Source organism: Bifidobacterium myosotis, assembly GCF_002259745.1.
GTDB lineage: Bacteria > Actinomycetota > Actinomycetes > Actinomycetales > Bifidobacteriaceae > Bifidobacterium > Bifidobacterium myosotis.
In genome coordinates, this window is sequence record NZ_MWWW01000006.1 from 32,905 (window position 1) to 56,006 (window position 23,102).

The 23,102-nt window shown below is 62.8% G+C and carries 20 protein-coding genes and 1 pseudogene; 11 read left to right on the forward strand and 10 right to left on the reverse strand.

Annotated elements, in window-relative coordinates; translation table 11 throughout:
* Positions 1 to 67: 67 nt before the first annotated feature.
* Positions 68 to 2,692 carry an ATP-dependent Clp protease ATP-binding subunit gene (locus BMYO_RS03875; RefSeq protein ID WP_094667221.1) on the reverse strand — a complete coding sequence of 875 codons (2,625 nt, stop codon included), beginning with the start codon at positions 2,690 to 2,692 and terminating at the stop codon, positions 68 to 70.
* 150 nt (positions 2,693 to 2,842) lie between these two features.
* Here BMYO_RS03875 and BMYO_RS03880 point away from each other — a divergent pair, with 150 nt between their 5' ends.
* Positions 2,843 to 3,808: a universal stress protein gene (locus tag BMYO_RS03880; RefSeq protein ID WP_094667222.1), complete on the forward strand. Its 966-nt coding sequence runs from the start codon at positions 2,843 to 2,845 to the stop codon at positions 3,806 to 3,808.
* A 1,259-nt stretch (positions 3,809 to 5,067) separates the two neighbouring features.
* Here BMYO_RS03880 and BMYO_RS12410 read toward each other — a convergent pair.
* From BMYO_RS12410 to BMYO_RS11760, 6 genes and pseudogenes are all read right to left on the reverse strand, one after another.
* Positions 5,068 to 6,063 (reverse strand): annotated as a pseudogene (locus BMYO_RS12410) (DUF3027 domain-containing protein); the annotation flags it as partial.
* A 9-nt stretch (positions 6,064 to 6,072) separates the two neighbouring features.
* Positions 6,073 to 6,462, reverse strand: coding sequence for a cold-shock protein (locus tag BMYO_RS03895; RefSeq protein ID WP_094667225.1), 390 nt, complete (start codon positions 6,460 to 6,462; stop codon positions 6,073 to 6,075).
* A 66-nt stretch (positions 6,463 to 6,528) separates the two neighbouring features.
* Positions 6,529 to 8,769, reverse strand: coding sequence for a HAMP domain-containing sensor histidine kinase (locus BMYO_RS03900; RefSeq protein WP_169834038.1), 2,241 nt, complete (start codon positions 8,767 to 8,769; stop codon positions 6,529 to 6,531).
* Positions 8,770 to 8,782: 13 nt separating this feature from the next.
* A complete protein-coding gene (locus tag BMYO_RS03905) occupies positions 8,783 to 9,514 on the reverse strand; it encodes a response regulator transcription factor (protein ID WP_094667226.1) in 732 nt (243 codons plus the stop codon).
* Positions 9,507 to 10,274 carry a TPM domain-containing protein gene (locus BMYO_RS03910; RefSeq protein WP_094667260.1) on the reverse strand — a complete coding sequence of 256 codons (768 nt, stop codon included), beginning with the start codon at positions 10,272 to 10,274 and terminating at the stop codon, positions 9,507 to 9,509. Before BMYO_RS03910 ends, BMYO_RS03905 begins: the two co-directional genes overlap by 8 nt.
* Positions 10,243 to 10,470, reverse strand: a complete 228-nt coding sequence (locus tag BMYO_RS11760) for a hypothetical protein (RefSeq protein ID WP_169834039.1) — start codon at positions 10,468 to 10,470, stop codon at positions 10,243 to 10,245. The genes BMYO_RS03910 and BMYO_RS11760 overlap by 32 nt, the downstream gene beginning before the upstream one ends.
* A 23-nt stretch (positions 10,471 to 10,493) precedes the next feature.
* Here BMYO_RS11760 and BMYO_RS03915 point away from each other — a divergent pair, with 23 nt between their 5' ends.
* A complete protein-coding gene (locus BMYO_RS03915) occupies positions 10,494 to 10,784 on the forward strand; it encodes a WXG100 family type VII secretion target (RefSeq protein WP_094667227.1) in 291 nt (96 codons plus the stop codon).
* Positions 10,785 to 11,109: 325 nt separating this feature from the next.
* Here BMYO_RS03915 and groL read toward each other — a convergent pair whose 3' ends face one another.
* From groL to BMYO_RS03930, 3 genes are all read right to left on the reverse strand, one after another.
* Positions 11,110 to 12,735: a chaperonin GroEL gene (gene groL, locus BMYO_RS03920; protein ID WP_094667228.1), complete on the reverse strand. Its 1,626-nt coding sequence runs from the start codon at positions 12,733 to 12,735 to the stop codon at positions 11,110 to 11,112.
* A gap of 348 nt (positions 12,736 to 13,083) precedes the next feature.
* Positions 13,084 to 13,320, reverse strand: a complete 237-nt coding sequence (locus BMYO_RS03925; RefSeq protein WP_094667229.1) for a cold-shock protein — start codon at positions 13,318 to 13,320, stop codon at positions 13,084 to 13,086.
* 215 nt (positions 13,321 to 13,535) lie between these two features.
* Complete coding sequence (locus BMYO_RS03930; RefSeq protein ID WP_094667230.1) at positions 13,536 to 14,246, reverse strand: LytR C-terminal domain-containing protein; 711 nt, start codon at positions 14,244 to 14,246, stop codon at positions 13,536 to 13,538.
* 115 nt (positions 14,247 to 14,361) lie between these two features.
* Between BMYO_RS03930 and BMYO_RS03935 the strand changes: the two genes are divergently transcribed.
* From BMYO_RS03935 to BMYO_RS03975, 9 genes are all read left to right on the forward strand, one after another.
* The gene (locus tag BMYO_RS03935; RefSeq protein ID WP_094667231.1) at positions 14,362 to 15,054 is read left to right on the forward strand and encodes a uracil-DNA glycosylase; all 693 of its coding nucleotides are present in this window, start codon (positions 14,362 to 14,364) and stop codon (positions 15,052 to 15,054) included.
* A 347-nt stretch (positions 15,055 to 15,401) separates the two neighbouring features.
* Positions 15,402 to 16,490, forward strand: a complete 1,089-nt coding sequence (locus BMYO_RS03940; RefSeq protein ID WP_094667232.1) for an AAA family ATPase — start codon at positions 15,402 to 15,404, stop codon at positions 16,488 to 16,490.
* A gap of 35 nt (positions 16,491 to 16,525) precedes the next feature.
* Positions 16,526 to 17,482 (forward strand): DUF58 domain-containing protein, encoded by a 957-nt coding sequence (locus BMYO_RS03945; protein ID WP_169834040.1) that lies wholly within the window; start codon positions 16,526 to 16,528, stop codon positions 17,480 to 17,482.
* Positions 17,479 to 18,114 carry a hypothetical protein gene (locus tag BMYO_RS03950; protein WP_233428136.1) on the forward strand — a complete coding sequence of 212 codons (636 nt, stop codon included), beginning with the start codon at positions 17,479 to 17,481 and terminating at the stop codon, positions 18,112 to 18,114. The genes BMYO_RS03945 and BMYO_RS03950 overlap by 4 nt, the downstream gene beginning before the upstream one ends.
* Positions 18,115 to 18,116: 2 nt before the next feature.
* Positions 18,117 to 19,175: a vWA domain-containing protein gene (locus BMYO_RS03955; protein ID WP_094667263.1), complete on the forward strand. Its 1,059-nt coding sequence runs from the start codon at positions 18,117 to 18,119 to the stop codon at positions 19,173 to 19,175.
* A complete protein-coding gene (locus BMYO_RS03960) occupies positions 19,172 to 20,209 on the forward strand; it encodes a vWA domain-containing protein (protein WP_094667233.1) in 1,038 nt (345 codons plus the stop codon). Before BMYO_RS03955 ends, BMYO_RS03960 begins: the two co-directional genes overlap by 4 nt.
* Complete coding sequence (locus BMYO_RS03965; protein ID WP_233428138.1) at positions 20,206 to 20,856, forward strand: DUF6466 family protein; 651 nt, start codon at positions 20,206 to 20,208, stop codon at positions 20,854 to 20,856. Before BMYO_RS03960 ends, BMYO_RS03965 begins: the two co-directional genes overlap by 4 nt.
* A 184-nt stretch (positions 20,857 to 21,040) precedes the next feature.
* Positions 21,041 to 21,355, forward strand: coding sequence for a hypothetical protein (locus tag BMYO_RS03970; protein ID WP_094667234.1), 315 nt, complete (start codon positions 21,041 to 21,043; stop codon positions 21,353 to 21,355).
* Positions 21,355 to 22,953 (forward strand): PGAP1-like alpha/beta domain-containing protein, encoded by a 1,599-nt coding sequence (locus BMYO_RS03975; protein ID WP_143249104.1) that lies wholly within the window; start codon positions 21,355 to 21,357, stop codon positions 22,951 to 22,953. Before BMYO_RS03970 ends, BMYO_RS03975 begins: the two co-directional genes overlap by 1 nt.
* Positions 22,954 to 23,102 lie beyond the last annotated feature (149 nt).

The following is a 23,102-nucleotide window of genomic DNA, read 5'->3' on the forward strand; positions in this document are numbered from 1 at the left end:
AGCCCCGGTTCCATATCGGAATCGGGGCTCTTCGTTGACTTATGCGCTGTCAGACTGTTCCTGACTATTACTCAGCGGACTGCTGTCCGGAGTCGTCGCCGGAATCGGCGGCGGCGTCCACCAGTGCGGGCTTGTCGCCGGAACCGGCGGTACCCTCGTCAGACGAGGCGGCAGCGTCAGTACCATCCGCGGCGTCCGTAGCGGCGGCGGGCTCCTCGAACTTCTCGCCCTTGAAGGTGAACTCGCCCAAGATGCCCTCGCCTTCGGCGTCGACCACCACGCGCTGGCCGTCCTGCAGATCGCCCATGAGGATCTTCTCGGAGATGGCATCCTCGATGTCGCGCTGAATCACACGACGCAGCGGACGGGCGCCGAGCAGCGGGTCGAAGCCCTTCTGCGCGAGCAGGTCCTTGGCGGCGTCGGTGAGCTCGAGCGACATATGACGGTCGAACAGGCGGTCGTTGAGCTGCTTGACATCGAGATCCACGATCTGGCGTACCTGCGGCTCGGTGAGCTGCTTGAAGACGATGATGTCGTCCAGACGGTTCAGGAACTCGGGGCGGAACTGCTGCTTGAGTTCGGCGCTCACCTGCTCCTTCATGCGCTGGTAGCTCGACTCGGTGTTGGACCCGAGGTTGAAGCCGGTGTTCGCCATCTTCGCGATGTCGCGCGTGCCGAGGTTCGTGGTCAGGATGATGATGGTGTTCTTGAAGTCCACCTTACGGCCCTGCCCATCGGTCAGATGGCCGTCATCCAGCACCTGCAGCAACGTGTTGAAGATGTCCGGGTGGGCCTTCTCGATCTCGTCGAACAGCACCACGGAGAACGGCTTGCGACGCACCTTCTCGGTGAGTTCGCCGCCCTCCTCGTACCCAACGTATCCCGGAGGCGCACCGAACAGACGCGAGGCCGCGTACTTCTCGGAGAATTCGGACATGTCCACGCGAATCAGCGCATCCTCATCGTCGAACAGGAACTCGGCGAGGGCCTTGGCCAACTCGGTCTTGCCCACGCCGGTCGGTCCGGCGAAGATGAACGAACCAGCCGGGCGCTTCGGGTCCTTGAGGCCCACGCGCGTGCGGCGGATGGAACGGGACAGCGCGGACACCGCCTCATCCTGACCGATGATGCGCTTGTGCAGCTCGGCCTCCATGTTCAGCAGCTTCTTGGATTCGGCCTGCGTGAGCTTGAACACCGGGATGCCGGTGGTCGAGCTGATCACCTCGGCGATCACGTCCTCGTCCACGACCCTCTTGACATCGGACTCGCCCTCGCGCCAGGAATCCTCCTTGGCCTTGCGGTCGGCCTCCAGCTTCTCCTGCTTGTCGCGCAGTTCGGCGGCTTTCTCGAAGTCCTGCCCCTTGATGGCCTCGTCCTTGTCGGCAGCCACCTTGGCGATCTTCGCGTCCAGCTCCTTGAGCTCGGGCGGGGCGGTCAGACGCTTGATGCGCAAACGCGCGCCGGCCTCGTCGATCAGGTCGATGGCCTTGTCCGGCAGATGACGGTCCTGAATGTAGCGGGCCGAAAGCTCGGCGGCGGACTGCAGAGCACCGTCCGTGATGGTCACATGATGGTGGTTCTCGTAACGGGAACGCAGACCCTTCAGAATCTCAATGGTCTCGGCGATCGTCGGCTCGTGCACCTGAATCGGCTGGAAACGACGCTCAAGTGCCGCATCCTTCTCGATGTACTTGCGGTACTCGTCCGTGGTGGTTGCGCCGATGGTCTGCAGTTCGCCGCGGGCCAGCATCGGCTTCAACATGTCGGAGGCACCCAGCGCGCCATCAGCCGAACCGGCGCCGACGATGGTGTGAATCTCGTCGATGAACAGCACGATATCACCGCGGGTCTTGATCTCCTTGAGCACCTTCTTCAGGCGCTCCTCGAAATCACCGCGGTAACGGGAGCCGGCCACCATAGAGCCAAGATCCAGCGAGTAGACCTGCTTGCCCTTCAGCGTCTCCGGCACGTCGCCCGCGTTGATCTTCTGGGCCAGACCCTCCACGACTGCGGTCTTGCCCACGCCCGGCTCGCCGATCAGCACCGGGTTGTTCTTGGTACGGCGGGAGAGCACGACCATCACACGTTCGATCTCGTTCGTGCGGCCGATGACCGGGTCGAGTTTGCCCTCGGCGGCCTCGGCGGTCAGATTGCGGCCGAACTGGTCGAGGATGGCGGAACCGGACTTGTTCTGCTTGTCCGCCACGCCGCCGGCGTTGGCCAGATCGCCCTTGCCGTCGGCCGAACCGGTGCCGGAGTTGCCACGGATCATATCGATGGTGGCGCTCCTGAGCTCGCCCAGATCCACGTCCATCTTGATGAGCACCTGCGTGCCCACGCCCTCACCCTCGCGGATCAGGCCCAGCAGGATGTGCTCGGTGCCGATGTAGCTGTGACCGAGCTGCAGCGCCTCGCGCAACGAGAACTCCAGCACCTGCTTGGCGTGCGGAGTGAAGGGGATGTGCCCGTTCGGAGCCGCGTTGCCCTTGCCGATCATTTCCTCAACCTGCTTGCGGGTGGCGTCCAGCGTCACGCCCTTCGAGGCGAGCGCCTTGGCGGCCACGCCCTCACCCTCGCGGATCAGGCCCAGCAGCAGGTGTTCGGTGCCGATGTAGTTGTGCTGCAGGGACCTTGCCTCTTCCTGCGCCAACACGATCACGCGCCGTGCACGGTCGGTAAACCGTTCGAACATGCTTGTCCTTCCTCAATAGACATTCCGTTTTACTCTACCGATTCGCGGTGACGTTTATTCGCCTGATTCCATGAATTGCGCTGTAAGAGGGAAAGAAAACGATATGCTGGTTCTGGATGCATCTCCATCGTTGATTCCAAGGAGGATGTGATGAACGAGTTTGACGTTGATGCTGACATCGTCGTCGGCGTGGATGGCTCCGATGAGTCCTTTGCCGCACTGAAATGGGCGCTCACAGAGGCGTCGCTGACCGGGCAGAGCGTCAATGCCGTATTCGGGTGGACGAATTCATGGGACATGGGGTCCGAGCCGGACAGCGATGAGGCGTGGGCCAAGGTCCGTCACGACATCGCCAACGAACTGCGCGACTGGGCGGATCACGCCTCCCAGGGCATCGATTTCGATCCGGGCAAGCTCAAGCTCACCTCGGTGAAGGCTTCCGGAACGGCCGCGTTGCTGCAGATCGGCAAGGATTCACAGCAGATCGTCGTGGGCCGTCGCTCGCTCGGCCGCGTGGCCCGCTGGTTCATGGGATCGCTCTCCGCCTCGCTGGCCGAGGAGGCTCAGGTGCCGGTGACGGTGGTGCGTATCGCCGGCAGCGAAGACGAATCCGTGACCGATGCCATTGCCAACGCATTGACGCCGGGCAACAAGACGGTTCACTATGTGCAGCCGCGCCCGGCGTTGGAGGAGTCCGGAAGACCGGTCGTGGTGGGTGTCGATGGGTCCGAAGCCTCACGCCGCGCATTCGACTTCGCCCTGCACGAGGCCCGGTTACACGACCGGCCGCTCAGCGTGCTGTTCTGCTGGCAACTCAAGGATCTGGGCACGGTGCCCGGATACGAGAACGCCGTGGCACCCGTGGAGATCGGTCAGCGCCGCGCCGAGGAGATACTGTCGGATCTGATGAATCGGGTGACCATTCCCGAGGGCGTCACCGTGGATACCCATGCCTTCCATATCCCCGCATCCAAGGGTCTGATCGCCGCATCCCGGTATGCGAGCCATCTCATCGTCGGTTCACGCGGTCTGTCCGGTCTTGACGCGCACTTCCTCGGTTCGGTGTCCCGCCAGATCGTCAATTTCGCCGAGTGCACCGTCACCGTGGTGCACTGAGCCGATCCGGGGCCAGTATGGTCTCTCTTGGTTTTTGGAACTGTGGAACTCAATTCCCACGGTTCCAAAATCCAAGAGATCTGTAACTCACGGTCCAAGATTCAAGGCCCAAGTCCCACGGTCTGAAGTGGCCTGGTTTTGTTCCATCTCTACTGTGAGACGGAACAAAACCAGGCCACTTCAGACAGACTCAGCAGCATAAACGGGACGAAACGCAAGTTTCAGACGGCATCGACTTACGTTTCGTCCCGTTTCGATACCCAGAAATGGGACGAAACGTAACATGACCTCGTTCCTGACTTACGTTTCGTCCCGTATCAGATAGGCAAGTGATTGCCGCGTACATCCAGTGCTTCCTGACTACCGTCAACGATTAGTCGACATTGCCCCGTCGGGGTCGGAGTCTTCGACATCGTCACCGGATTCAGAAACGTCACCATCGTTACCCTCGTCGACTGCGTCAATGACATCGGAATCCGTGTCCGCATCATCAGCATCATCGTCGATATCGGCATCGACTACCGGCTCATCGTCCGACTCGTCGGATTCGTCATCCGGTACCCGTCCGACTCACCAAAATCATCATTCGACCCACCAGACTCACCGTCCGACTCATCCCCATCACCGGAATCACCGGAACCGTCGGAATAAACCAAATCCTCGTCCGAATCATCAGACTCATCGAGCCCATCACCCGACTCGTCCAAATCACCGGAACCATCGGCCGACTCGTCGGACTCGTCATCCGATGTCCCGTCCGACTTGCCATTCAACTCGTCGTACGACTCATCGGAGATTCCCTCGGTCTCATCTTCGTCAGAGGCATCCCCGTTGTTCGCTGCGTCACCGTCCGACTCATCAGAACCGTCATTCGACTCGTCGGACTCACCAGACTCACCGTCTGACTCATCCCCATCATCGAAATCATCGGAACTGCCGGAATCATCCAAATCCTCGTCCGAATCATCAGACTCATCGAGCCCATCACCTGACTCGTCCGACTCATCTGAATCATAGGAATCATCGTCGGCGTCCTCTTCGATGGCGCGCTTCGCCTCGGCGTCGGCCCGGGCCTGACGCAGCTGCTCGATGAGATCGACCACGGCCTCAAGGCCCGGAGCCACCGTGTCGTCCACGGACACCACGCCATCGGCATCCTCATCGGATTCATCCTCGTCAAGGTCGTCGCCGTCATCCGGTTCGGTGTTCTCGAGAATGTCCTGCTCGGTGGCCTCGTCGGACTCGTCGTCATCGGATTCGTCCTCGTCACCGGTGATGAAATCATCCGTGTCATCCGTGTCATCGGTACGACTAGAACCATTCGAGTCCACGGCGGTCCCGGCTTCCGTAACATCAGCCGCATCTTCCTCGGAGTCTTCAACGACGGTCGAGGTTGAATCGTCAAGATCGACCGCATCGGCCACGACGCCGGCGAGGGCCTCTTCACGGGTCTCCTCCCGATCGTCGGACTGCTCCTGGTCCGAATCGGTTCTGTGCTTCTTTGGCGCGGCCACGATATCCACATGCAAGTCGTCGAACGCGGGCTTGGACTGAATCCACAGGTGACTCGGCTCCGGAGGCTCGATTTCGGAATGCTCGCCGCAACCGTGATCCAACGAAACCACGCGGCCGTCATCCGGACTCCACTTGTTGGCGCATACGCCGAACATGCGGTCGAGCTCACCGGTCAGCGGCACGAAGAAGCCGCAGGTGGAGCATAGATTGCCCTCTGCGGTCTTGGTGCTCAACGCCTTGGGGCCGCGCGGGCCCTCATACCACCGCTTGGCCGCCTGGGCGCGCCCCAGCGGGCTCAGCACATGCCTGCGCGTGAGTCGAAAGGTCTGGACGGCGTCGTTCACGTCCTCAAGCGACGACGGCTCCACCTCCCCCGGCTCGATGCGCTCGTCGTCGGGATCGGTGCCGATTGAATCGGTGGGCGACAAATCGGTCGGCTCCAGACGATCCTTCCACGGAACCCATTTGGGAGGCATGAGCGCGCTGTCCGTCGGAACCAGCGACGATTCATTGACGGTCCAGGAATCCAACTCGATGTCGTGGAACAGGGTCACCGACCATTGCCAGCCCTCGTATCCTCGTACATCGGACTGGAAACGGAAGTCGGTGACATGGTCCTCGAGTTCAATCGCCTCGACGAACTGACCCACCTGCTCGGGCTCGTCGGCCACCTCGAGCAGCACGGCCTGTGCGATGGCGCGCGGGTCCGGGGAGACGGCGGTTTCAGTGTTGTCGGTCATAAGGCGATCTCAGTCCTGTACGTCGAATTGATCCGCCACGGCACGCAGCAGCGTGGCCAGCTTCTTGCTCTCGGCGGCGGAGGGGTAGCGGTGGCGGCGCAGCGTGTTGCCGGCGGCGTCGAGCATCTTGATCAGATCCTCGCAGATGGCGGCCATGTCGTCCGCCTTCGGGCGAGTGGCCTTGACCAGACTGGGCGCGGAGGCGATGGTGTGGACGTCCATGGCCTGCGGCCCGCGACGCCCGTCCACCACGGAATACTCCACCTTGGCGCCCTTGCGCAGCGTGTTCACACCTGCGGGCAGGGCCTGAGCAGGCAGGAACACGTCCTTGCCTTCATCACTGGTGATGAAGCCATATCCCTTGGCTGCGTCAAACCAACGAACTCGACCGGTGGGCATTGCAAACCTTCCTTAAGTACTTACAGTAATAAACCAAAGGAACAGTTTACCCCACAGGTCTTGACCTCACGCTTTCGGCGGAGTCGGCTGCGTCGCAAGCCCGTCCCGTCCTGCGGTATCAACCGGTTGTACGGACTGGGCCGGGGCCTCCTCATGCGGTTTCGCCTCACTGGGGCCGGAGAACCACGATCCCTTCTGCTTCGCGCCCTTCCCAGTCCGACCGGTCTTGCCGCCCTTGGACTCCTTGGGGCCGCCCGCCGTGCCCTGCTGAACTGAGGCCGGCTGCACCGGCTCGACAGGCAGCACCACGGTGAGGGTCAGACCGCCCCCGTCGGTGGCGGTGGCGCAGATGAACCCATGATGCGCCCGCACCACGGACTGGGCGATGGCCATGCCGAGTCCGGTGCCGCCCTTCTGCCGGGCGCGGGAGGGATCGGCCGTGTAGAAGCGCTCGAAGATCTGCGATCGTGAGGCATCCGGCACACCGGGACCATGGTCGATGAACTGCAGCACCGCATACCGGTAGCCGGTCTGCATGGATGCGCCCACCTCGGCCGCGTCGATGAACCGCCGCAACGAAGCGTCGGTAGAGGGCATTCTGCCCAGCTGGCGCGGATCGATGGCCGCCGGAATCACGCCTATCGCCGATTCGGCCGGGGAATCGGTCGGCGTGTAACGATGGATGTTGCCCACGATGTTCGTCACCACCTGGCGCAGGCGCGAGGCGTCGCCCGGAAGAACGACCTTGGTCCAGTCGCCGTCCACGGCTTTGAGCGATGCCGGGTGATTCAGGTCTCGGGCCGGTTCCAGCTGGATGATCTTGCGTGTGATGACGCGCTCCGGGTCGAGCGCATGCAAATCGTCCACGGCATCGGTGACCAGCGAGGAGAGATGGACCGTGCCGGTCACGTCGATGCCACGTCCCTCATCGAGGCGGGCCAGCGACAACAGATCCTCGACGAGCACGGTCATGCGCTGGCTGGACTTTTCGATGTGCTCGATGGATTCGTCCGCGCGCTCCAACGCGCCGGGCATGTCCCGTTGCATCTTGTACAGCTCGGCGTAGCCGTGGATGGCGGCCAGAGGGGTGCGCAGCTCGTGGCTCGCGTCGGAGACGAACCGCTTCATCTTATTGGTCGTCTCCTCCTGCTCATGGAAGCTGGATTCGATTCGCGAAAGCATGGTGTTCAGCGATGCGGCGAGGGACCCCACTTCGGTGTTCTCCGGTGCGGAGGGGATGCGCTGGCTCAGGTCGCCGGCGGCGATCTTGGCCGCGGTCTTCTCCATGCGCTTCAGGGGGGCTAGCGTCTGCTGGATGATGAGCGTGGAGAGCGACCCGCCGAGCAGCAGCACGGCGATGCCCACCACCACGCAGTATCGGGTCAGTGTGTTGAGCGTGTCCATCTGGTCGGACAAAGACAGTCCGATGTACAGCACGCCGCGCACCTTCTCATTGCCGTTCGCATCCTTCGCCGTCCATTGCAAAGGCAGGATGCGCCACGGCGCGTTGGCCGACGCCAACGTGGCATGGCTCACGTTGCCGCGCGGGTTCGCCAGCACTTTGGTCACGCTGCTCGACGACTGCGACGATTCCCCGCCGTCTGTGCCGTTCGAGCCGCTCTGTCCGGATGATGAACCGTTGCCGCCCGTCCCCGAATCACCCGGCGTCGCGCCGTCCGGAGCCGGCGACTGGGTGGTTTCGCTCTGCACCTGGATGATCTGCTTGGCCACGGCGGGCGCGGTGAAGACCTGTCCGAGCGTGATGCCGGACGTGTCTCCGTCGGTGGGCAGCACCGGCATGGAGACGATATTGTCGCGCAGCTGCGGCAGAAGCGGCGTCACCGTGAGCGGATTGCCGTCCGCGTCCTTGGTGCCGTCGGTGTACTGCAGCTGGAGGAAGTACGAATTGGGGCTGTTCAGACCGCTGGAGTTGTCGTTCTTGGTGAGCAGGTCGATGTTGTTGAACACGAGCTGGCTCTGGACGCGCAACTGGGTATCGGTCTTCTCCAGCATGTAGTTGCCCACCAGCGTGCGGATGGAGAAGGAGATCACGGTCACGCCCACGAGCAGCACGACGATGGTGCAGGCCACCAGCTTGCTGCTCAAGGAGACTCGATCCAAGTGACGCAGGAACAGGTTACGCTTGCGCTCATGCCGTTCTTTGGCATACCGTACCGCATCCGGGCCGGGAGCCGCACTGGGAGCGGCGGCCGGGGCGGGTATGGGAGCCGCCGGCGTCGGGCGCGAATCGGGGGCGGGGGTGGACGGATTCGGATTCGGATTCGGAGACTGACGGGGACTGGTCATGGGCGACCGCCGCTCAGTTCTTGGGTTCGCGAATCATGTAGCCGATGCCGCGCTTCGTTTCAATGAGCGGGGTCACTTTATGGGTTTCGCCATTGTCGTCGGTGTAGGTCACGCCATCCACCTTCTTGCGCAGGTAGGAGATGTACGATTCGACGATGGCGGCGTCCCCGCCCCAGTCGTACTGCCAGACATGGTCCAGAATCTGGGCCTTGGACAGCACTCGCCCCTCGTTGTCCATGAGATAGCGCAGCAGCTTGTATTCGGTGGGGCTCAGGTCCACCGGCTGACCGGCGCGGGTCACGTCGTGGGAGTCCTCGTTGATCTCCAGGTCGGCCACGCGAATGATCGGGTCGTCCTCCACCTGCTCGCGGGTGCGGCGCAGGATGGCGCGGATGCGGGCCACGACCTCTTCCAGGCTGAACGGCTTGGTCACGTAATCGTCACCGCCCACGGTCAGGCCCATGATCTTGTCCTGGGTATCGTCGCGCGCGGTCAGGAACAGCACCGGGGCGTCGATGCCCTCCTGGCGGATACGGCGGGTCACGGTGAAGCCATCGATGTCAGGGAGCATGACGTCCAGAACGATGAGATCCGGCTGCACCTTCTCGATGACTTCGATGGCTTCGGAACCGGATGCGGCGGTGTTCACCTCGAATCCGGCGAAATGAAGGGATGCGACGAGCAGTTCGCGGATGGACGGCTCGTCATCTACAACTACGATCGATGCTTCAATAGGCTTACTCATGCTTCCTAGAGTGTCGCGTTCGTCTGGGCGTTTCCTGAATGTCGCCTTGAAGTTCCTTCCTGGCTTGTTCACGGGCCTGCTTGCGGGCTTTCCGCTCCCGCCGACTCAACGGCTCCTTGCTGGCACGGCGCGGTTTCTTGCCACCGCTGCGCACCCGGATCACGACCATCAGCACCACCACGATCACCAGCACCACGAGAACCGCCGCCATGACGATGATGCCGATCCTCACCGAGGATGACGACGTCGAGGTCTTCTGCGATTTGACGATCTGGTCCATCATGGCGGTGGCCGACCCGGCCCAGTTCGGCGTACTCTCCATCAATGGCTGCTGGGCCGCCTCCGAAAGCTTATCCACGGTGTCCTGGCTCTTGAGCCATTCGTCGGAGTTCGAGGAGACCGCCACCACCAGATTGCCGTCGTTCGAGGCGACAGCCAGCAGTACGGTGTTGGGCTTCGGTTCCATCGATTCGAGTACGTTCTTGGCCCACTTCTGCGGGGCGAGCTTGGTGCCGAAGGTGGGCAGGTAGAGCAGATGGACGTGAACGCCCGTCTCCCGCTCCGTGTTGGCGACAGCATCCGAGACTTCGGAAACGTGCGAGCCCAGCAGGTTCTGTGTGTCCGTGATGTTCTCGGTAATGGTCACGCCACTGTCCGAATTGTCTGACGAACCACTGGATGAACCGTCATTCGAACTGCTGTTCGTATCGGTGGACCCGCCATCCGAGTTATCCCCATACGCCGGAGCGGTTATCCACATCATCGTCATCAGTACCGCCACGACCACACAAACGCAGCGAACAAGCCATTTTCGAGCGTTCACCGCCACCGCGATTACGGTAGGAGCCGAAGCTGGAACCACATCGGTCGATGTTCCCTGTGCCCAATTCGTTTCTGCCATAGGCTCCACCATAGCGGCCGGTATTGGCATTGGCGGTCGCATCATCATGATTCATCCAATGCCATGAAAGGAGCGACGATGCCCCAATACCAAGTGGATTCCGAACGGATTCAGTCATCTTCGGCCGCGGTGGCCAATTCGGTCGCGCAAATCAGGCAGGCCGTTGCCGGCATGTACACCAATCTCAACAGCCTGCAGGAGGCATGGCGCGGCTCGGCGGCCACCCAGTTCACTTCGGTGGCGGCCCAGTGGCGTTCGGCACAGCAGCAGATGGAGGCTTCGCTTGAATCCATCCAACGTTCGCTGACGCAGGCATCCACCGTTTACGCCGACGCCGAATCCCAGGCCTCCCGCCTGTTCGCAGGCTAGGGGGAAGGCGACTCTGCGGCATCGCCGCACCCCGGCGTTGCGACTCCGTAACGCCGACCGCTGCAGGCTTCGTCCTATGGCATCATCGCCGCAAGAGACTCAGGGAGGGTTTATCCTATCCAACTCCCCTTCATCGCCTTTCCTGACCAATCTTGCGGCAACGGGGTCAGCGCAACGGCGGAACCGATGGTGACGCCGACGGCAAACGGAAGAAGCCCGCAGCATACAACAAGAGGGGACTCCCGAAGGAGTCCCCTCTTCATTCAGTGCCGTTCAGCCTGAATCAGTCAGCCGTTGATCCTTGGAGATAATCCTTGGAGACTGATCAGTATCCCATGTCGGCGCCGGCTGCCGGGGCGGCGGCCTTCGGTTCCGGCTTGTTGGCCACGACGGCCTCGGTGGTCAGGAACAGGCCGGCGATGGAGGCGGCGTTCTGCAGGGCGGAGCGGGTCACCTTGACCGGGTCGGTCACACCGGCGGCCAGCAGGTCCTCGTAGGTGTCGGTGGCGGCGTTGAAGCCCTCACCCTCCGGCAGGGAACGAACCTTGTTGATCACCACGTCGCCGGACACACCAGAGTTCTCGGCAATCTGCTTGATCGGGGCCTCAATGGCGCGGAACACGATGGCGGCACCGGTGGCCTCTTCGCCGGTCAGGGAGGTCACAGCCTCATCCTTCTCGGCTTTGGCAGCGGCCTGAACGAGGGCCACGCCACCGCCGGGCAGCAGGCCTTCCTCGATGGCGGCCTTGGCGTTGCGCACGGCATCCTCGATGCGGTGCTTGCGCTCCTTGGCCTCGACCTCGGTGGCGGCGCCGACCTTGATGACAGCCACGCCACCAGCCAGCTTGGCCAGGCGCTCCTGCAGCTTCTCACGATCGTAATCGGAGTCGGTGTTCTCAATCTCGGCGCGAATCTGGGCCACGCGAGCGTCGATGTCCTCCTTGGCGCCAGCACCCTGAACGATGGTGGTCTCGTCCTTGGAGACGATGACCTTCTTGGCGTGGCCGAGCACGGACACGTCCACGGAGTCGAGCTTGAGGCCCAGCTCGTCGGAGACGACCTGAGCACCGGTCAGGATGGCCATATCCTGCAGCATGGCCTTGCGGCGGTCGCCGAAGCCCGGAGCCTTGACGGCGCAGGACTTGAAGGTGCCACGGATGTTGTTCAGAATCAGGGTCGGCAGAGCCTCGCCGTCAACGTCCTCGGCGATGATCAGCAGCGGCTTGCCGGTCTTCATGACCAGCTCGGCCACGTGCACGATGTCCTGCTGGGAGGAGACCTTGCCGGAGGTGAGCAGAATGTACGGGTCCTCGAGGACGGCGGTCTGGTCGTCCTGGTTGGTCACGAAGTACGGGGCGATGTAGCCCTTGTCGAAGCGCATGCCCTCGGTGAACTCGAGATCCAAGCCGAAGCGGTTGTTGTCCTCGACGGTCACGACGCCGTCCTGGCCGACCTTGTCCAGAGCCTCGGCGATCTTCTCGCCGACCTCGGGATCGGCGGCGGAGATGGTGGCGGTCGCGGCGATCTGGTCCTTGGTCTCGACGTCCTTGGCTGCGGCGACGAGCTCCTTGACGATGACGTCGGTGGCCTTCTCGATGCCGCGACGCAGCGCGATCGGGTTGGAGCCGGCGACCACGTTCTTCAGGCCCTCGTGGACCAGGGACTGGGCCAGCACGGTTGCGGTGGTGGTGCCATCGCCGGCGACGTCGTCGGTCTTCTTGGCGACTTCCTTGACCAGCTCGGCGCCGATGCGCTCGTACGGATCCTCAAGATCGATTTCCTTGGCGATGGACACACCATCGTTGGTGATGGTCGGAGCGCCGTAGGTCTTGTCGAGCACGACGTTGCGACCCTTCGGACCCAGCGTGACCTTGACGGTGTTGGCGAGCTTGTCAAGGCCCTCCAGCATACCCTGACGGGCTTCCTCATCATAAGCAATGATCTTTGCCATGGTTGTGTGTTCCTCCAAATGGCTGCATATGGACAGTGTCCACTCGTAGGGAGCCGAGCCGTGAATCCCGACCGTCAGCTGCCGGTTATCACTCTCGACCTCCGAGTGCTAACCCAGACATTAGCACTCGAGGCTGCCGAGTGCCAACATCGGCCTCGGCGATTGTGCTGTGGGCATGAAATCAACCGGACGGATGGGAATGTATGGGGACGTACGGGCAACTGGTACGCGAGCACCGATACGAGAGCGGGTGCCACAACACAGTGCTTACGAACAAGCGCCTACAAACAAAGAAACCCCGGCCGCTTGTGCGGTCGAGGCTTCTGCGCATCCTTGCGTGCGCTGCTATCAGGCGCGGTCTTCACCGGAGGACAGCTTCACTACGTCCTTCGCCTGCGTGCCCTTGCCCGATGGGACGGGCGTATACTCCACGCGATCGCCCTCGTACAGCATTTTGAACTTGTTGGTGCTGCCGTCGTCCTTGATTTCCGCGTAATGCACGAAAACGTCCTCGCCGCCGCCGTCCGGCTGGATGAACCCGAACCCTTTCTTGGCAAGGAAGAACTTCACGGTACCTTGTGCCATATCTGATCTTTCCTTTGTTCCCTGAGGTGTCGCGACAAACACTTATAGGGAACGTAGAAAGAACCGCATCGCGCTCCCCCTACCTCGCGACTAGAGATTGATTGTACAGTGACGAGGGAACATTACCAACCGGGACGATAGGAAAACGTCCATAAATATGAGAACGTTCACACGTAGGAAGCGTTGTTTTCCCTGTGTTTTCGCCCCTTTGGCCACTAGTTCAACAATACCACCGTAATCGGCGTGGACAACCCCTGAACCTGCTCCACGGCGCTGATGCCGAGCGTGGACGCCACATCCTCGGCGGTCGCCTTGTCGGTCTCGTTCTGGTACCACACCACGGTGTATCCGGGCAGCGTGCCGCCGCTGGGGTTGGACGCCGAGACGCTCGTGTAGCCGGAGGTCTGCAGCACGTCGCTCTTCTGGCCGGCATATCCCTGGATGCCGGTGGCGTTGATCACCAGCACCTGCGTGGCCTTATTCACCGTGGAGGCCGGCTGGCTCTGCTGTGTGTTCTGGTCCGCATTCGCATCGGCATTGGTCGAGTCGGTGGAGTCGGACTGGTCCAATTGGTTCGCATCCGACGAACCCGTGCCGTCCGTGGAGGTACCCGAGGACGAGGAGTCCTTGTTCGCGGTCGAGCCGTCTGTGCCGTCCGACGACGCATCGGCCGCATCGGACTTGGACGAGGAGTCGCCGGAAGCGACCTGGGACGTGTTCTCCTGGCCCAGAATGACCTTGTATTCGCCGGAGACGACCAGCCAGGCACCCACACCGCACAGGGCCGCCACCAGAATGACGATGAGGAACGGGGCGATGCGGGCCATCACCGGGCGCGGACCGCGGTGGACGCCCACCGGACCCTTCGGCGGATTGTCGAAGATATCCCGTTCATACGAGTCGTAGGTCATCTTGTCGCGTGCCATGGCCGCCCTCCTGTATGAGACAAACTACCCACGAGTCTAACCGCCAATCGGGAGAAGCGACAGGGCGTGCCGCGATGGGCGGATGGATATGCACGTCTGGCTACAGTGGTGAGCCATGATCAAACCGTTACGAGAACTGGTCGAGCCGGGTTGGGCCGAGGCGCTGACCGACGTGGAGCCGACCATCCATCACATGGGCGATTTCCTCAGGGCGGAGAACGCCGCAGGACGCCCCTGGCTGCCAGCGAGTCATAACGTCCTGCGCGCCTTCACCATCCCCTTCGACTCGATCAAGGTGCTTATCGTGGGACAGGACCCGTACCCCACGCCCGGACACCCGGTGGGACTGAGCTTCTGCGTGGCACCGGACGTCCGCCCATTGCCGAAAAGCCTGATCAACATCTATAAGGAACTGGTCGACGATCTGGGTGTGCCGATGCCGTCCAACGGCGACCTGACGCCGTGGACGGAACGCGGGGTCATGCTGCTCAACAGATGCCTGACCGTGGGTGTCGGACGTCCGAACTCCCATCAGGGCAAGGGATGGGAGGAGGTCACCGAGGCGGCGATCAGGGCGCTCAACGCCCGCACGGATGCCGAAGGAAGGCCCAGGCCGCTTGTGGCGATTCTCTGGGGACGTAACGCGCAGAGTCTCGAGCCTTTGCTTACCAATGCGTTCATCATCAAATCCCCGCATCCAAGCCCGCTCTCGGCATCTCGCGGCTTCTTCGGCTCCAAGCCGTTCTCCCGCGCCAACCAAGCCCTCACCTCCATGGGCGCCGAGCCCGTCAATTGGACGCTGCCGTAAAGCGGACAACCCAGTGGGTTGTCCGTAGGCAGCGTGCTCGCCGACAGGCGAGCCAACAAGACGCGGGCAGAGCCCGTCCATAATTGCAGGACCGCTGCCGTAAAACAGGCAGCCCAGTGCCGAACCGTGAAGCGGACAACCCAGTGGGTTGTCCGTAGGTGAGGGGAGTGGCTATGCCACGACGGAAATCCGTAAGGATTTCGGGCTGTAGGCAGCGTGCGAGCCAACAGGCGAGCCAACAAAACGCGGGCGAAGCCCGACAATAATTGCAGGACCGCTGCCGTAAGCTGCCGTAACAGGCGGCATCCGCCAGCCCTCCGTCAGCGCGAGTCGTTACAGTGGTGGGCATGACTCTGTTCCCCACGCAACCGAACATGCCCCCACAACCGGCGATGCCCCGCCCCGTCATGCCGGCGGTCGGCCAACCCCCAGCGCCGACGCCGACGCTGGGGGCCGACGACACGCAGCGGGCCCGTGCCTTGGCGAACACCATCCGCGCCCGTTTCACCCAGACCCTCGTGGGGCAGGACAATCTGCGTGAATCCCTGATCGTGACCCTGGTGGCCGGCGGTCATATTCTCATCGAATCGGTGCCCGGTCTCGCCAAGACCACGGCGGCGCAGACGCTCGCCACCTGTGTGTCCGGCACGTTCAAGCGCGTGCAGTGCACCCCGGATCTCATGCCCTCCGACCTCACGGGAACGCAGGTCTTCGACTTCGCCACGCAGAAGTTCACCACCCAGATCGGCCCGATCCACGCCAATTTCGTGCTGCTGGACGAGATCAACCGCTCGAACGCCAAGACCCAGTCGGCCATGCTTGAGGCCATGGCCGAAGGCTCCACCACCATCGGCGGCCAGCGCATCCAGCTGCCCAAACCGTTCATGGTCATCGCCACCGAAAACCCCATCGAGGAGGAGGGCACGTTCAACCTGCCCGAGGCGCAGATGGACCGTTTCATGATGAAGGCCGTCATGACCTACCCCTCCGCGGACGAGGAGGCACGCATGCTGGCGATGCTCACCCGTCGCGGGTCCGACATGATCGGTCCTGACACCATCACCGGCGATCGCATTTCGGTGACGGACGTGGACTTCCTGCGTCGGGCCGCACGCCGGGTGCATGTCTCCGACGCGATCATGCGGTACGCGGTGGATATCGCGGCCACGTCCCGTGGAGCCGGCTCCCGCCCGATCAAGGGGCTGTCATCGCTGGTCAGGCTCGGAGCCTCCCCACGCGCCACCATCGCGCTGACGCGCATCGGCCAGGCGAACGCCCTGCTGTCGGGTCGCGACTACGTGGTGCCCGAGGACATCAAGGCCTTCGCCCACGAGGTCCTGCGTCACCGCATCATCCTCACGTTCGAAGCGCTGGCGGACGGCGTGGTCAGCGACCAGATCGTGGACAAGATCGTCGAAACGGTGCCTGTTCCGTGAGTTTCGACGTGCGACCGGGCGCAATGGACTCCGATATGGACCCCGTTGCGATCCGCAGGAAAATCGAGGCTCTGGGCACGCAGCTGAGTCTGCCGACCGTACGGAAGGCGCTGGGCGTGCTCGAGGGCGAACACGCCTCCGGCCGTCGCGGCGGCGCCGGTGACGTGATGGATGTACGCGCCTACGAGCCCGGTGACGAATCACGTCTCATCGACTGGAAGACCAGCGCACGTCAGGGACGCCCCATGGTGGTTCAGCGGGAGCGTCTCGCCACCTCCAAGGTGTGGCTGCTGATGGATGTGGGGCTTGAAATGAACGGCGTGTGCCCGTCCGGGGAACGCATCTTCGAGGTGGCGGCCAATGCGCTTCGCATGTTCGCCGCGCTGTCCCTGCGTCGTTCGGACGATATCTCGCTGGTGTTCGGCGATGCCTCGAGCATCACCCGAATCCCGTTCAATGGCGGGTTCGCGCAATTCGAGCGGACATTGGACCAAGCGCTGGAACGCGAGTGGAGTCACCGCCGGAACATCGACGCGCTGCTCGCGTATGCCCGCCGCATCAAGGATCGCGATGCCCTGATCGTGCTGGCCACCGACGAACACGCACTGGCCGAACGTCATCTTGTCGAATTCCGTCGCGTGGCCCGCACCCATCCCGTGGTGCTTATCGATATCGCGACGCTGAATCCGTTCCTCGGATTACGGCCGGGGCATGCCGCTCCCGTCGACGGGCTGACGAACCGTCGCGTACCCGCGTTCCTGAGGTCCGCCAAGGCCGCATCAGAAGTGGAGTCGCATCGCGCGTACATGGCCGCGGCCCTTGAGCAGGAGCTTGGCCGCACCGGCTCCCACATGATCCACGCCGGTTCCAGCGAGGTGATGTTCGACCGGTTCGTCCATCTGGTCTCGGCCGCGCTGGCACGCACCACGCGCAATCGTCTGGGTGCGGCGCCGGACCTGTCCGCGATGCTGACACCGGGAGGTGCCCGATGACGGTCCCATCACTGGCATGGCTCCCCGTTTCGCACGTCATCGCATGGTCGTCGAAGGCATCCGCGGCGATCGTCACGACGGACCTCACAGCTCCGGCGCTTCTCGCCGATTCCGGTGATGCCGGCGATCTCAAGCCGGTCGAGGCGTTGTCCCTGACCGGCCCGCTCGTCGCGGTCATCGCCGTATGCATGGTGCTCGTCGTGGCACTGATCGTTCTCGCGGTCGTGCTGTCGCGCCCCGCCAGACGTCCCCGTCGCGACGCTTCCCCGCGCGGCGCCCACACTGAGGCCAGTGCCAAAGCCGTCTGGCGCAAGCGCATCGACGACGTGGTCGCCCAGCATGAGGCGGGAACGCTCACTCGCGAGGACGCCTTCGCCCAGCTGGCGCGGATCGCGCGAGAATTCGCCGGTTCCGTCTCCGGCAGGGAGCTATCGTCAAGCACGCTCACCGATCTGACACGACTGAACCGTACGCCGGCGAACCGGCAGGGACTGGACACGCTGCGGCAGACCATCAGCGCGCTGTATCCGCCCGAGTTCGCCGATGCCGCGCGCAACAGCGCCGCACGCGAGACGAGCGTGCGCGATGCAGCCGAATGGGTCTCCAATCTGGTGGAAAGGTGGCGTTCATGACCATCACCCTGACCTGGCACTGGCCTTGGGCGGCGCTGGCCGGCGTGCTGGTGGCGCTGGCGATCATCCTGCTGACGGCCGTCTTCGCCGGACGCCGCCGAGCCGGCGACGAAACCGTCTTTTCACTGGATGACGATCTCAATACCGAACACGCCTCACAGTTGTTCCGGCAATGGCGCGCGCTCGGGCGCGTGGCAGTCGCGTCACTGACGGTGACCCTGCTGCTGGCCGTGACGCTCGTGGCACGTCCCAGTCAGGTGGATGCCGGCAGCGAACGCGCCTCCAGCCGAGACATCGTGCTGTGCCTGGACGTCTCCGGATCCACCCTCCCGTATGATCGCGAGGTCATCGATACCTACCGCGAACTGGTCGGGCACTTCCAAGGCGAGCGCATAGGCCTGAGCATCTTCAATTCCACCTCCCGCACGGTGTTCCCGCTGACCGATGACTACGCACTGGTCACCAAGCAGCTTGACGAGGCCAGCAAGGCGCTCAAGGGCGTGGAATCGCAGGATGACATCGACAAGATGTCCGACGAGGAGTACCAGAAAATCGCCGACTGGCTCGATGGCACGCAGAACCGCAAGGACGCCACTTCGTTGATCGGCGACGGCGTGGTCTCCTGTGCAGCCATGCTGCCGGGCTTCGCATATGGCGAGGCGGACCAGGAAAACACCCAACGCGCGCGTGCCGCCTCGATCGTGCTGGCTACCGATAACGTGGTCTCCGGCAAACCGACCTACTCGCTCGACGAGGCGCTGGACCTCACCCGTCAGGCCTCGATCACCGTGGACGGCCTGTATTCAGGTCCGCGGTCCAGCGAAACCGATCAGACCACCACGGATATGAAGTCGGCCATCGAATCGCATGGCGGCGTGTTCCTGACCCAGTCGAACGGCTCGAGCATCAACGGACTCGTGCGGGATATCGAGTCGCGCAGGGATACCGAGAACGACAGCAAGACGAAGGCCGCAATGGTGGATGCACCCGGTCTGTGGTCGCTGGCCCTGGCAATCGTGCTGGTCATATGGATCGCCTGCGCTTGGAGGTTGCGTCGATGAACGGATTCACCTTCTCCCCCGCCCTCGGATGGCTGACCGGCGGCGTGCTGGCAGGCATCCTGACCGTGCTGGCCGTCGTCGAAATCGTGCAGTTCACGCGCCGCCGCGGCACCGGAACCACCGACGAAACCGTTTGGGCGTGCGTGCGACGCACGCTGATGCTGCTGCTCGCGGCAGTGATGACGCTCACCCCAAGCGTCGTCGCCCCGACCACATCGCGCGCTATCAATGCCACCGACGTGATTCTGGCGGTGGACGTGACCGGATCGATGGCCGTGTCGGATGCCGCCTATGGGGCCGACGAGCCCATCACCCGCATCGATGCGGCCCGCAAGGCCGTGCATGACGTGACCGCCGCCTATCCCGGCGCGAGCTTCGCCGCAATCCGTTTCGGCGCTTCGGGCACGCTCGACGTGCCGCTCACCCCGGACGCGCCGGCGATCGACAACTGGGCCGATACCCTGACGTTGGAATCCACGTCCGTGTCCACCGGCTCGAGTCTGGATGCGCCGATCGACCAGCTGCTGGTCACGGCCAAGTCGATTCGCGAATCCCACCCCGATGACGCCATCGTGCTGTATCTCATCTCCGATGGCGAGCAGACGTCGGATAAGACGCGCCGCACCTTCTCGTCATTGCGCCGATATCTCGACGACGGGTTCGCCGTGGGCGTGGGTTCGGCTGAAGGCGGCAAGATACCGGCCATCGCGGACGGCGTCGGTACCGCCGAATCGAACGTGACCAATCAGTGGGCCATCGATCCGGACACCGGCCAGCCGGGTATCTCGAAGATGGACGAAACGAATCTCAAGGACATCGCCGATGAAATCAGCGGCTCGTTCGTGGCCCTCGACGCCGCGACGACGTTGAAGGACGCGGTGTCCGCCAAAACCTCGAACCAGTGGCGGGTCACCTCCACGGTCAAGCAGCGCACACGCACCACGCCGGTGGTCTGGCCGCTTGCCATTGCGCTCGGCGTATTGCTGGCCTGGGAGCTCGGCGCGTGGATCGCGACTTCAAGGAGGCTGTTGTGAACGCACGGGCCATACGGGATACGAACGGCAGCGACGCGCCGCAGAACGAGCGTCCGCACGCGCAGAAGCAGCAGCTTGGCCGCGGCAACGCACGAGGTCCGTTGGGCGTACGTATCGCGCTCGTCGTCGCAGCCTTGATGCTGGCGGCGGTCGCCGCAGTGGCGGTGGTGAACCTTGCGGCCACCATGCGGTTCAATCAGGCCACCGCCTCACTTACCGCCAACATCAAGGCGGCGCAAGACCCATCCACCGATGTTGACACGCTCAGTGCGCGTCAGCAGCAGACCGACGCGCAGTTCGCTGAAGCAGGACGCATGCGCGCATTGCTGATGCCGCAGGTGCGTGATGCCATCGATGCCAACACCGCCGTTTCCTCGCAGCTCACCACCATCACGCTGAAGCAGGCGCAGTTGCAACAGGATGGCGCAGGTGCCTCGGACGCCACGAACGGGCAGACCGCGTCGGGCACGTCCGGCTCCCGGAATCGGAAGCAGTCCGACGGACTCACCGAGGAGCAGCGTAAGAAGGTGGAGGAGCTCATGAAGGCCAACCAGCAGGCCGCCGAGGATCAGTCCGCCACGACGACGAATAAGACCGAACAACAGGCCACGCAGAATAAAGGCACCGGCGCGACCAAGCCGTGGTGACATTCGTCTCTTCGCGGTCTCTTCGCGACCTTTCGACACTCTCCTGACGCCGCCACGATTCCGCCCTTCCCTTTTCCGGTTATCCACAACAGTCGTGGATAACCGGCCCGAAAAACGGCAAGCTGGAACCACATGACCCGTTTCGGCTGGACAGCCCATCAGGTCGTCCGTTTAGCTGGAAGACATGAATACCTACAACGATGATCTTTTCCTGCGAAACCAGCCTCTCCCCGCTTTGCCCGATGGCAATCCGTCCGTGTTCAGCACCTGCCGGTGCGCCGTCTACAAGCTGACCGATCAGGACCTCATCAGCCGGCATTACGCCTCCACCATCACCGCCAGTGACAACGCCGCCACGGCAATCGCACGATCCCAAATCGTGGAATGGACCGGCAACACCGCCGACTGGTTCCGCTCCACGCTTGATCGCACCGCATACACCATCAAGATGCTGGCCGAAGATGTGGAAATCACCCGACGACTGGCGATGGAGTCATGATGAGCGAGAACAACGAATACTACTGGCAGGTCGAATCGAAAGTCTACGGCGGTCAAGGTTATTCGACCGCGACACGCGAGGAATACAAGGCCGTGGCCAAGGCGTTGGACCAGGAAGCCAGCGAATTCAAAAAACTCGCCTCCGTCTGGGAAACCGAACGTGAACAACTGGACATACGACACGTCGCCGCGACCTGCCGTGAACACACCGCATTGCCATACACCGTTTTGAAAGTGCGTTGCCAGGAGCATGCGGACGCGTGCAGACAGATCAGCGAAAATCTCTCACTCACCGCCGAACGGCTGCTGCGCGTACTCGGCCTGTATTCGGATGCGGAACTCATCGCGAAACGGCTGTTCAACGAGGTGCTGCAATTCGCCACCCAAGTCAAACCCCATTACGCGGCGGCGGCCGCCACCGCACTGGGAGTGGGAGGATTCCTGACCAACTGGGTCATCGAAGGCAAACCCAATCCATGGTCGGTGTTCACGGCCACGTACCCCATCCACGAAGGTCTGATGAGTGGCCTCGGCTCGTTCATCGGCCGCGTTCCGCGCGGCCTCGGCGCACTCACCACAGATGAGACCAATAGAAGCGCCGGGGTACTCGCTCAGGTCACAGCACCAATGAAAAACCTGTGGCAAGGCAACCACCTTAATGTACGTGAGGTCACCACAAAAGCCGATGTGGTGCGGTCCAGCCAATCGGTGGCGGAATCGATGGATGGCCTGTACCGTTTGGCGAACGAGCGGCTCGGCAAAATCGATCTCGACAGCGGACTCGACTACGCCACCATCGCCGTCCAACGATACGAACGCGCGGACGGCACCAACGCCTGGCTGGTCACCATCCCCGGCACCGATGGGCAACCCGATTCCCCGTTCGGCTGGATGCAGAATCTGGAACTGATGAGTCCATCCGAACGTCAGAGCATGGAGGCGGACAGCGCCAGGATGGTCATCGAGGCGATGCGGCAGGCCGGCATCGACAAGGATGAGCCGGTGGCGATGGTCGGTCATTCGCAGGGCGGCATCGTGGCCGCAACCATCGCCTCGAACTGGGCCGACGACTACAACATCGAACATATCGTCACAGCCGGCTCGCCGATTGCGAATCATGCGATACCGAAGAAAACATGGGTCACCAGCGTGGAGATGGACACCGAATTCATTGCCGCCCTGGATGGCACACCGAATCCGGCGACGCCCACCTGGCTGACCGTGCAGGGGACGGCGTCACGGGCACCGGACGCCACGCCAAGCACCATCAACAAGGACGGCTCCTGCACGCCGGGCTCCACACCCATCGCCGGAGACGCCCCGTACGATGCCGCACCGGTCAAGGGCGGACCATCGAGTGAGATGGAAATCACCCATTGGCTGCAATACCATCAGGCGGCCTATCAGAATGCCACCGACGAGGGTTCTCCCGCCATTCAAAACCATGAGCGGCACTTCCAACACGTCATCCAGGGCGAACTCAAGGAAACCCGGTATTTCGAAGGCCGCATGAGCCACAGACCCGCCAACGAACCAACATGCATCACCCCGGAGTCCGGCAAGGACATGCCAGATATCCAACCGAAGGTCCAGAAGTGACGGACGGACTTGGATGTCGGGCTGACACATCAGCCCGGAGCGGTGTCCACCTCCCCTGCCACGTCGGTCAAGTGTTGCACCAATCACTGGAGCCCGCCCCAGATTCGGACGAAACCGGACGCCCCACCGGGCCGGTCAACCGGTTTCAG

Coding starts and splice junctions, on each gene's coding strand:
- BMYO_RS03900 (WP_169834038.1), bottom strand. CDS start 8,769: ATGACCAGTCCCCGTCAGTCTCCGAATCCGAATCCGAATCCGTCCACC.
- BMYO_RS03905 (WP_094667226.1), bottom strand. CDS start 9,514: ATGAGTAAGCCTATTGAAGCATCGATCGTAGTTGTAGATGACGAGCCG.
- BMYO_RS03880 (WP_094667222.1), top strand. CDS start 2,843: ATGAACGAGTTTGACGTTGATGCTGACATCGTCGTCGGCGTGGATGGC.
- BMYO_RS03910 (WP_094667260.1), bottom strand. CDS start 10,274: ATGTGGATAACCGCTCCGGCGTATGGGGATAACTCGGATGGCGGGTCC.
- BMYO_RS03950 (WP_233428136.1), top strand. CDS start 17,479: ATGACGGTCCCATCACTGGCATGGCTCCCCGTTTCGCACGTCATCGCA.
- BMYO_RS03935 (WP_094667231.1), top strand. CDS start 14,362: ATGATCAAACCGTTACGAGAACTGGTCGAGCCGGGTTGGGCCGAGGCG.
- BMYO_RS03960 (WP_094667233.1), top strand. CDS start 19,172: ATGAACGGATTCACCTTCTCCCCCGCCCTCGGATGGCTGACCGGCGGC.
- BMYO_RS03970 (WP_094667234.1), top strand. CDS start 21,041: ATGAATACCTACAACGATGATCTTTTCCTGCGAAACCAGCCTCTCCCC.
- BMYO_RS03930 (WP_094667230.1), bottom strand. CDS start 14,246: ATGGCACGCGACAAGATGACCTACGACTCGTATGAACGGGATATCTTC.
- BMYO_RS03895 (WP_094667225.1), bottom strand. CDS start 6,462: ATGCCCACCGGTCGAGTTCGTTGGTTTGACGCAGCCAAGGGATATGGC.
- BMYO_RS03875 (WP_094667221.1), bottom strand. CDS start 2,692: ATGTTCGAACGGTTTACCGACCGTGCACGGCGCGTGATCGTGTTGGCG.
- BMYO_RS03945 (WP_169834040.1), top strand. CDS start 16,526: ATGGACCCCGTTGCGATCCGCAGGAAAATCGAGGCTCTGGGCACGCAG.
- BMYO_RS03915 (WP_094667227.1), top strand. CDS start 10,494: ATGCCCCAATACCAAGTGGATTCCGAACGGATTCAGTCATCTTCGGCC.
- BMYO_RS03975 (WP_143249104.1), top strand. CDS start 21,355: ATGAGCGAGAACAACGAATACTACTGGCAGGTCGAATCGAAAGTCTAC.
- BMYO_RS11760 (WP_169834039.1), bottom strand. CDS start 10,470: ATGAATCATGATGATGCGACCGCCAATGCCAATACCGGCCGCTATGGT.
- groL (WP_094667228.1), bottom strand. CDS start 12,735: ATGGCAAAGATCATTGCTTATGATGAGGAAGCCCGTCAGGGTATGCTG.
- BMYO_RS03925 (WP_094667229.1), bottom strand. CDS start 13,320: ATGGCACAAGGTACCGTGAAGTTCTTCCTTGCCAAGAAAGGGTTCGGG.
- BMYO_RS03940 (WP_094667232.1), top strand. CDS start 15,402: ATGACTCTGTTCCCCACGCAACCGAACATGCCCCCACAACCGGCGATG.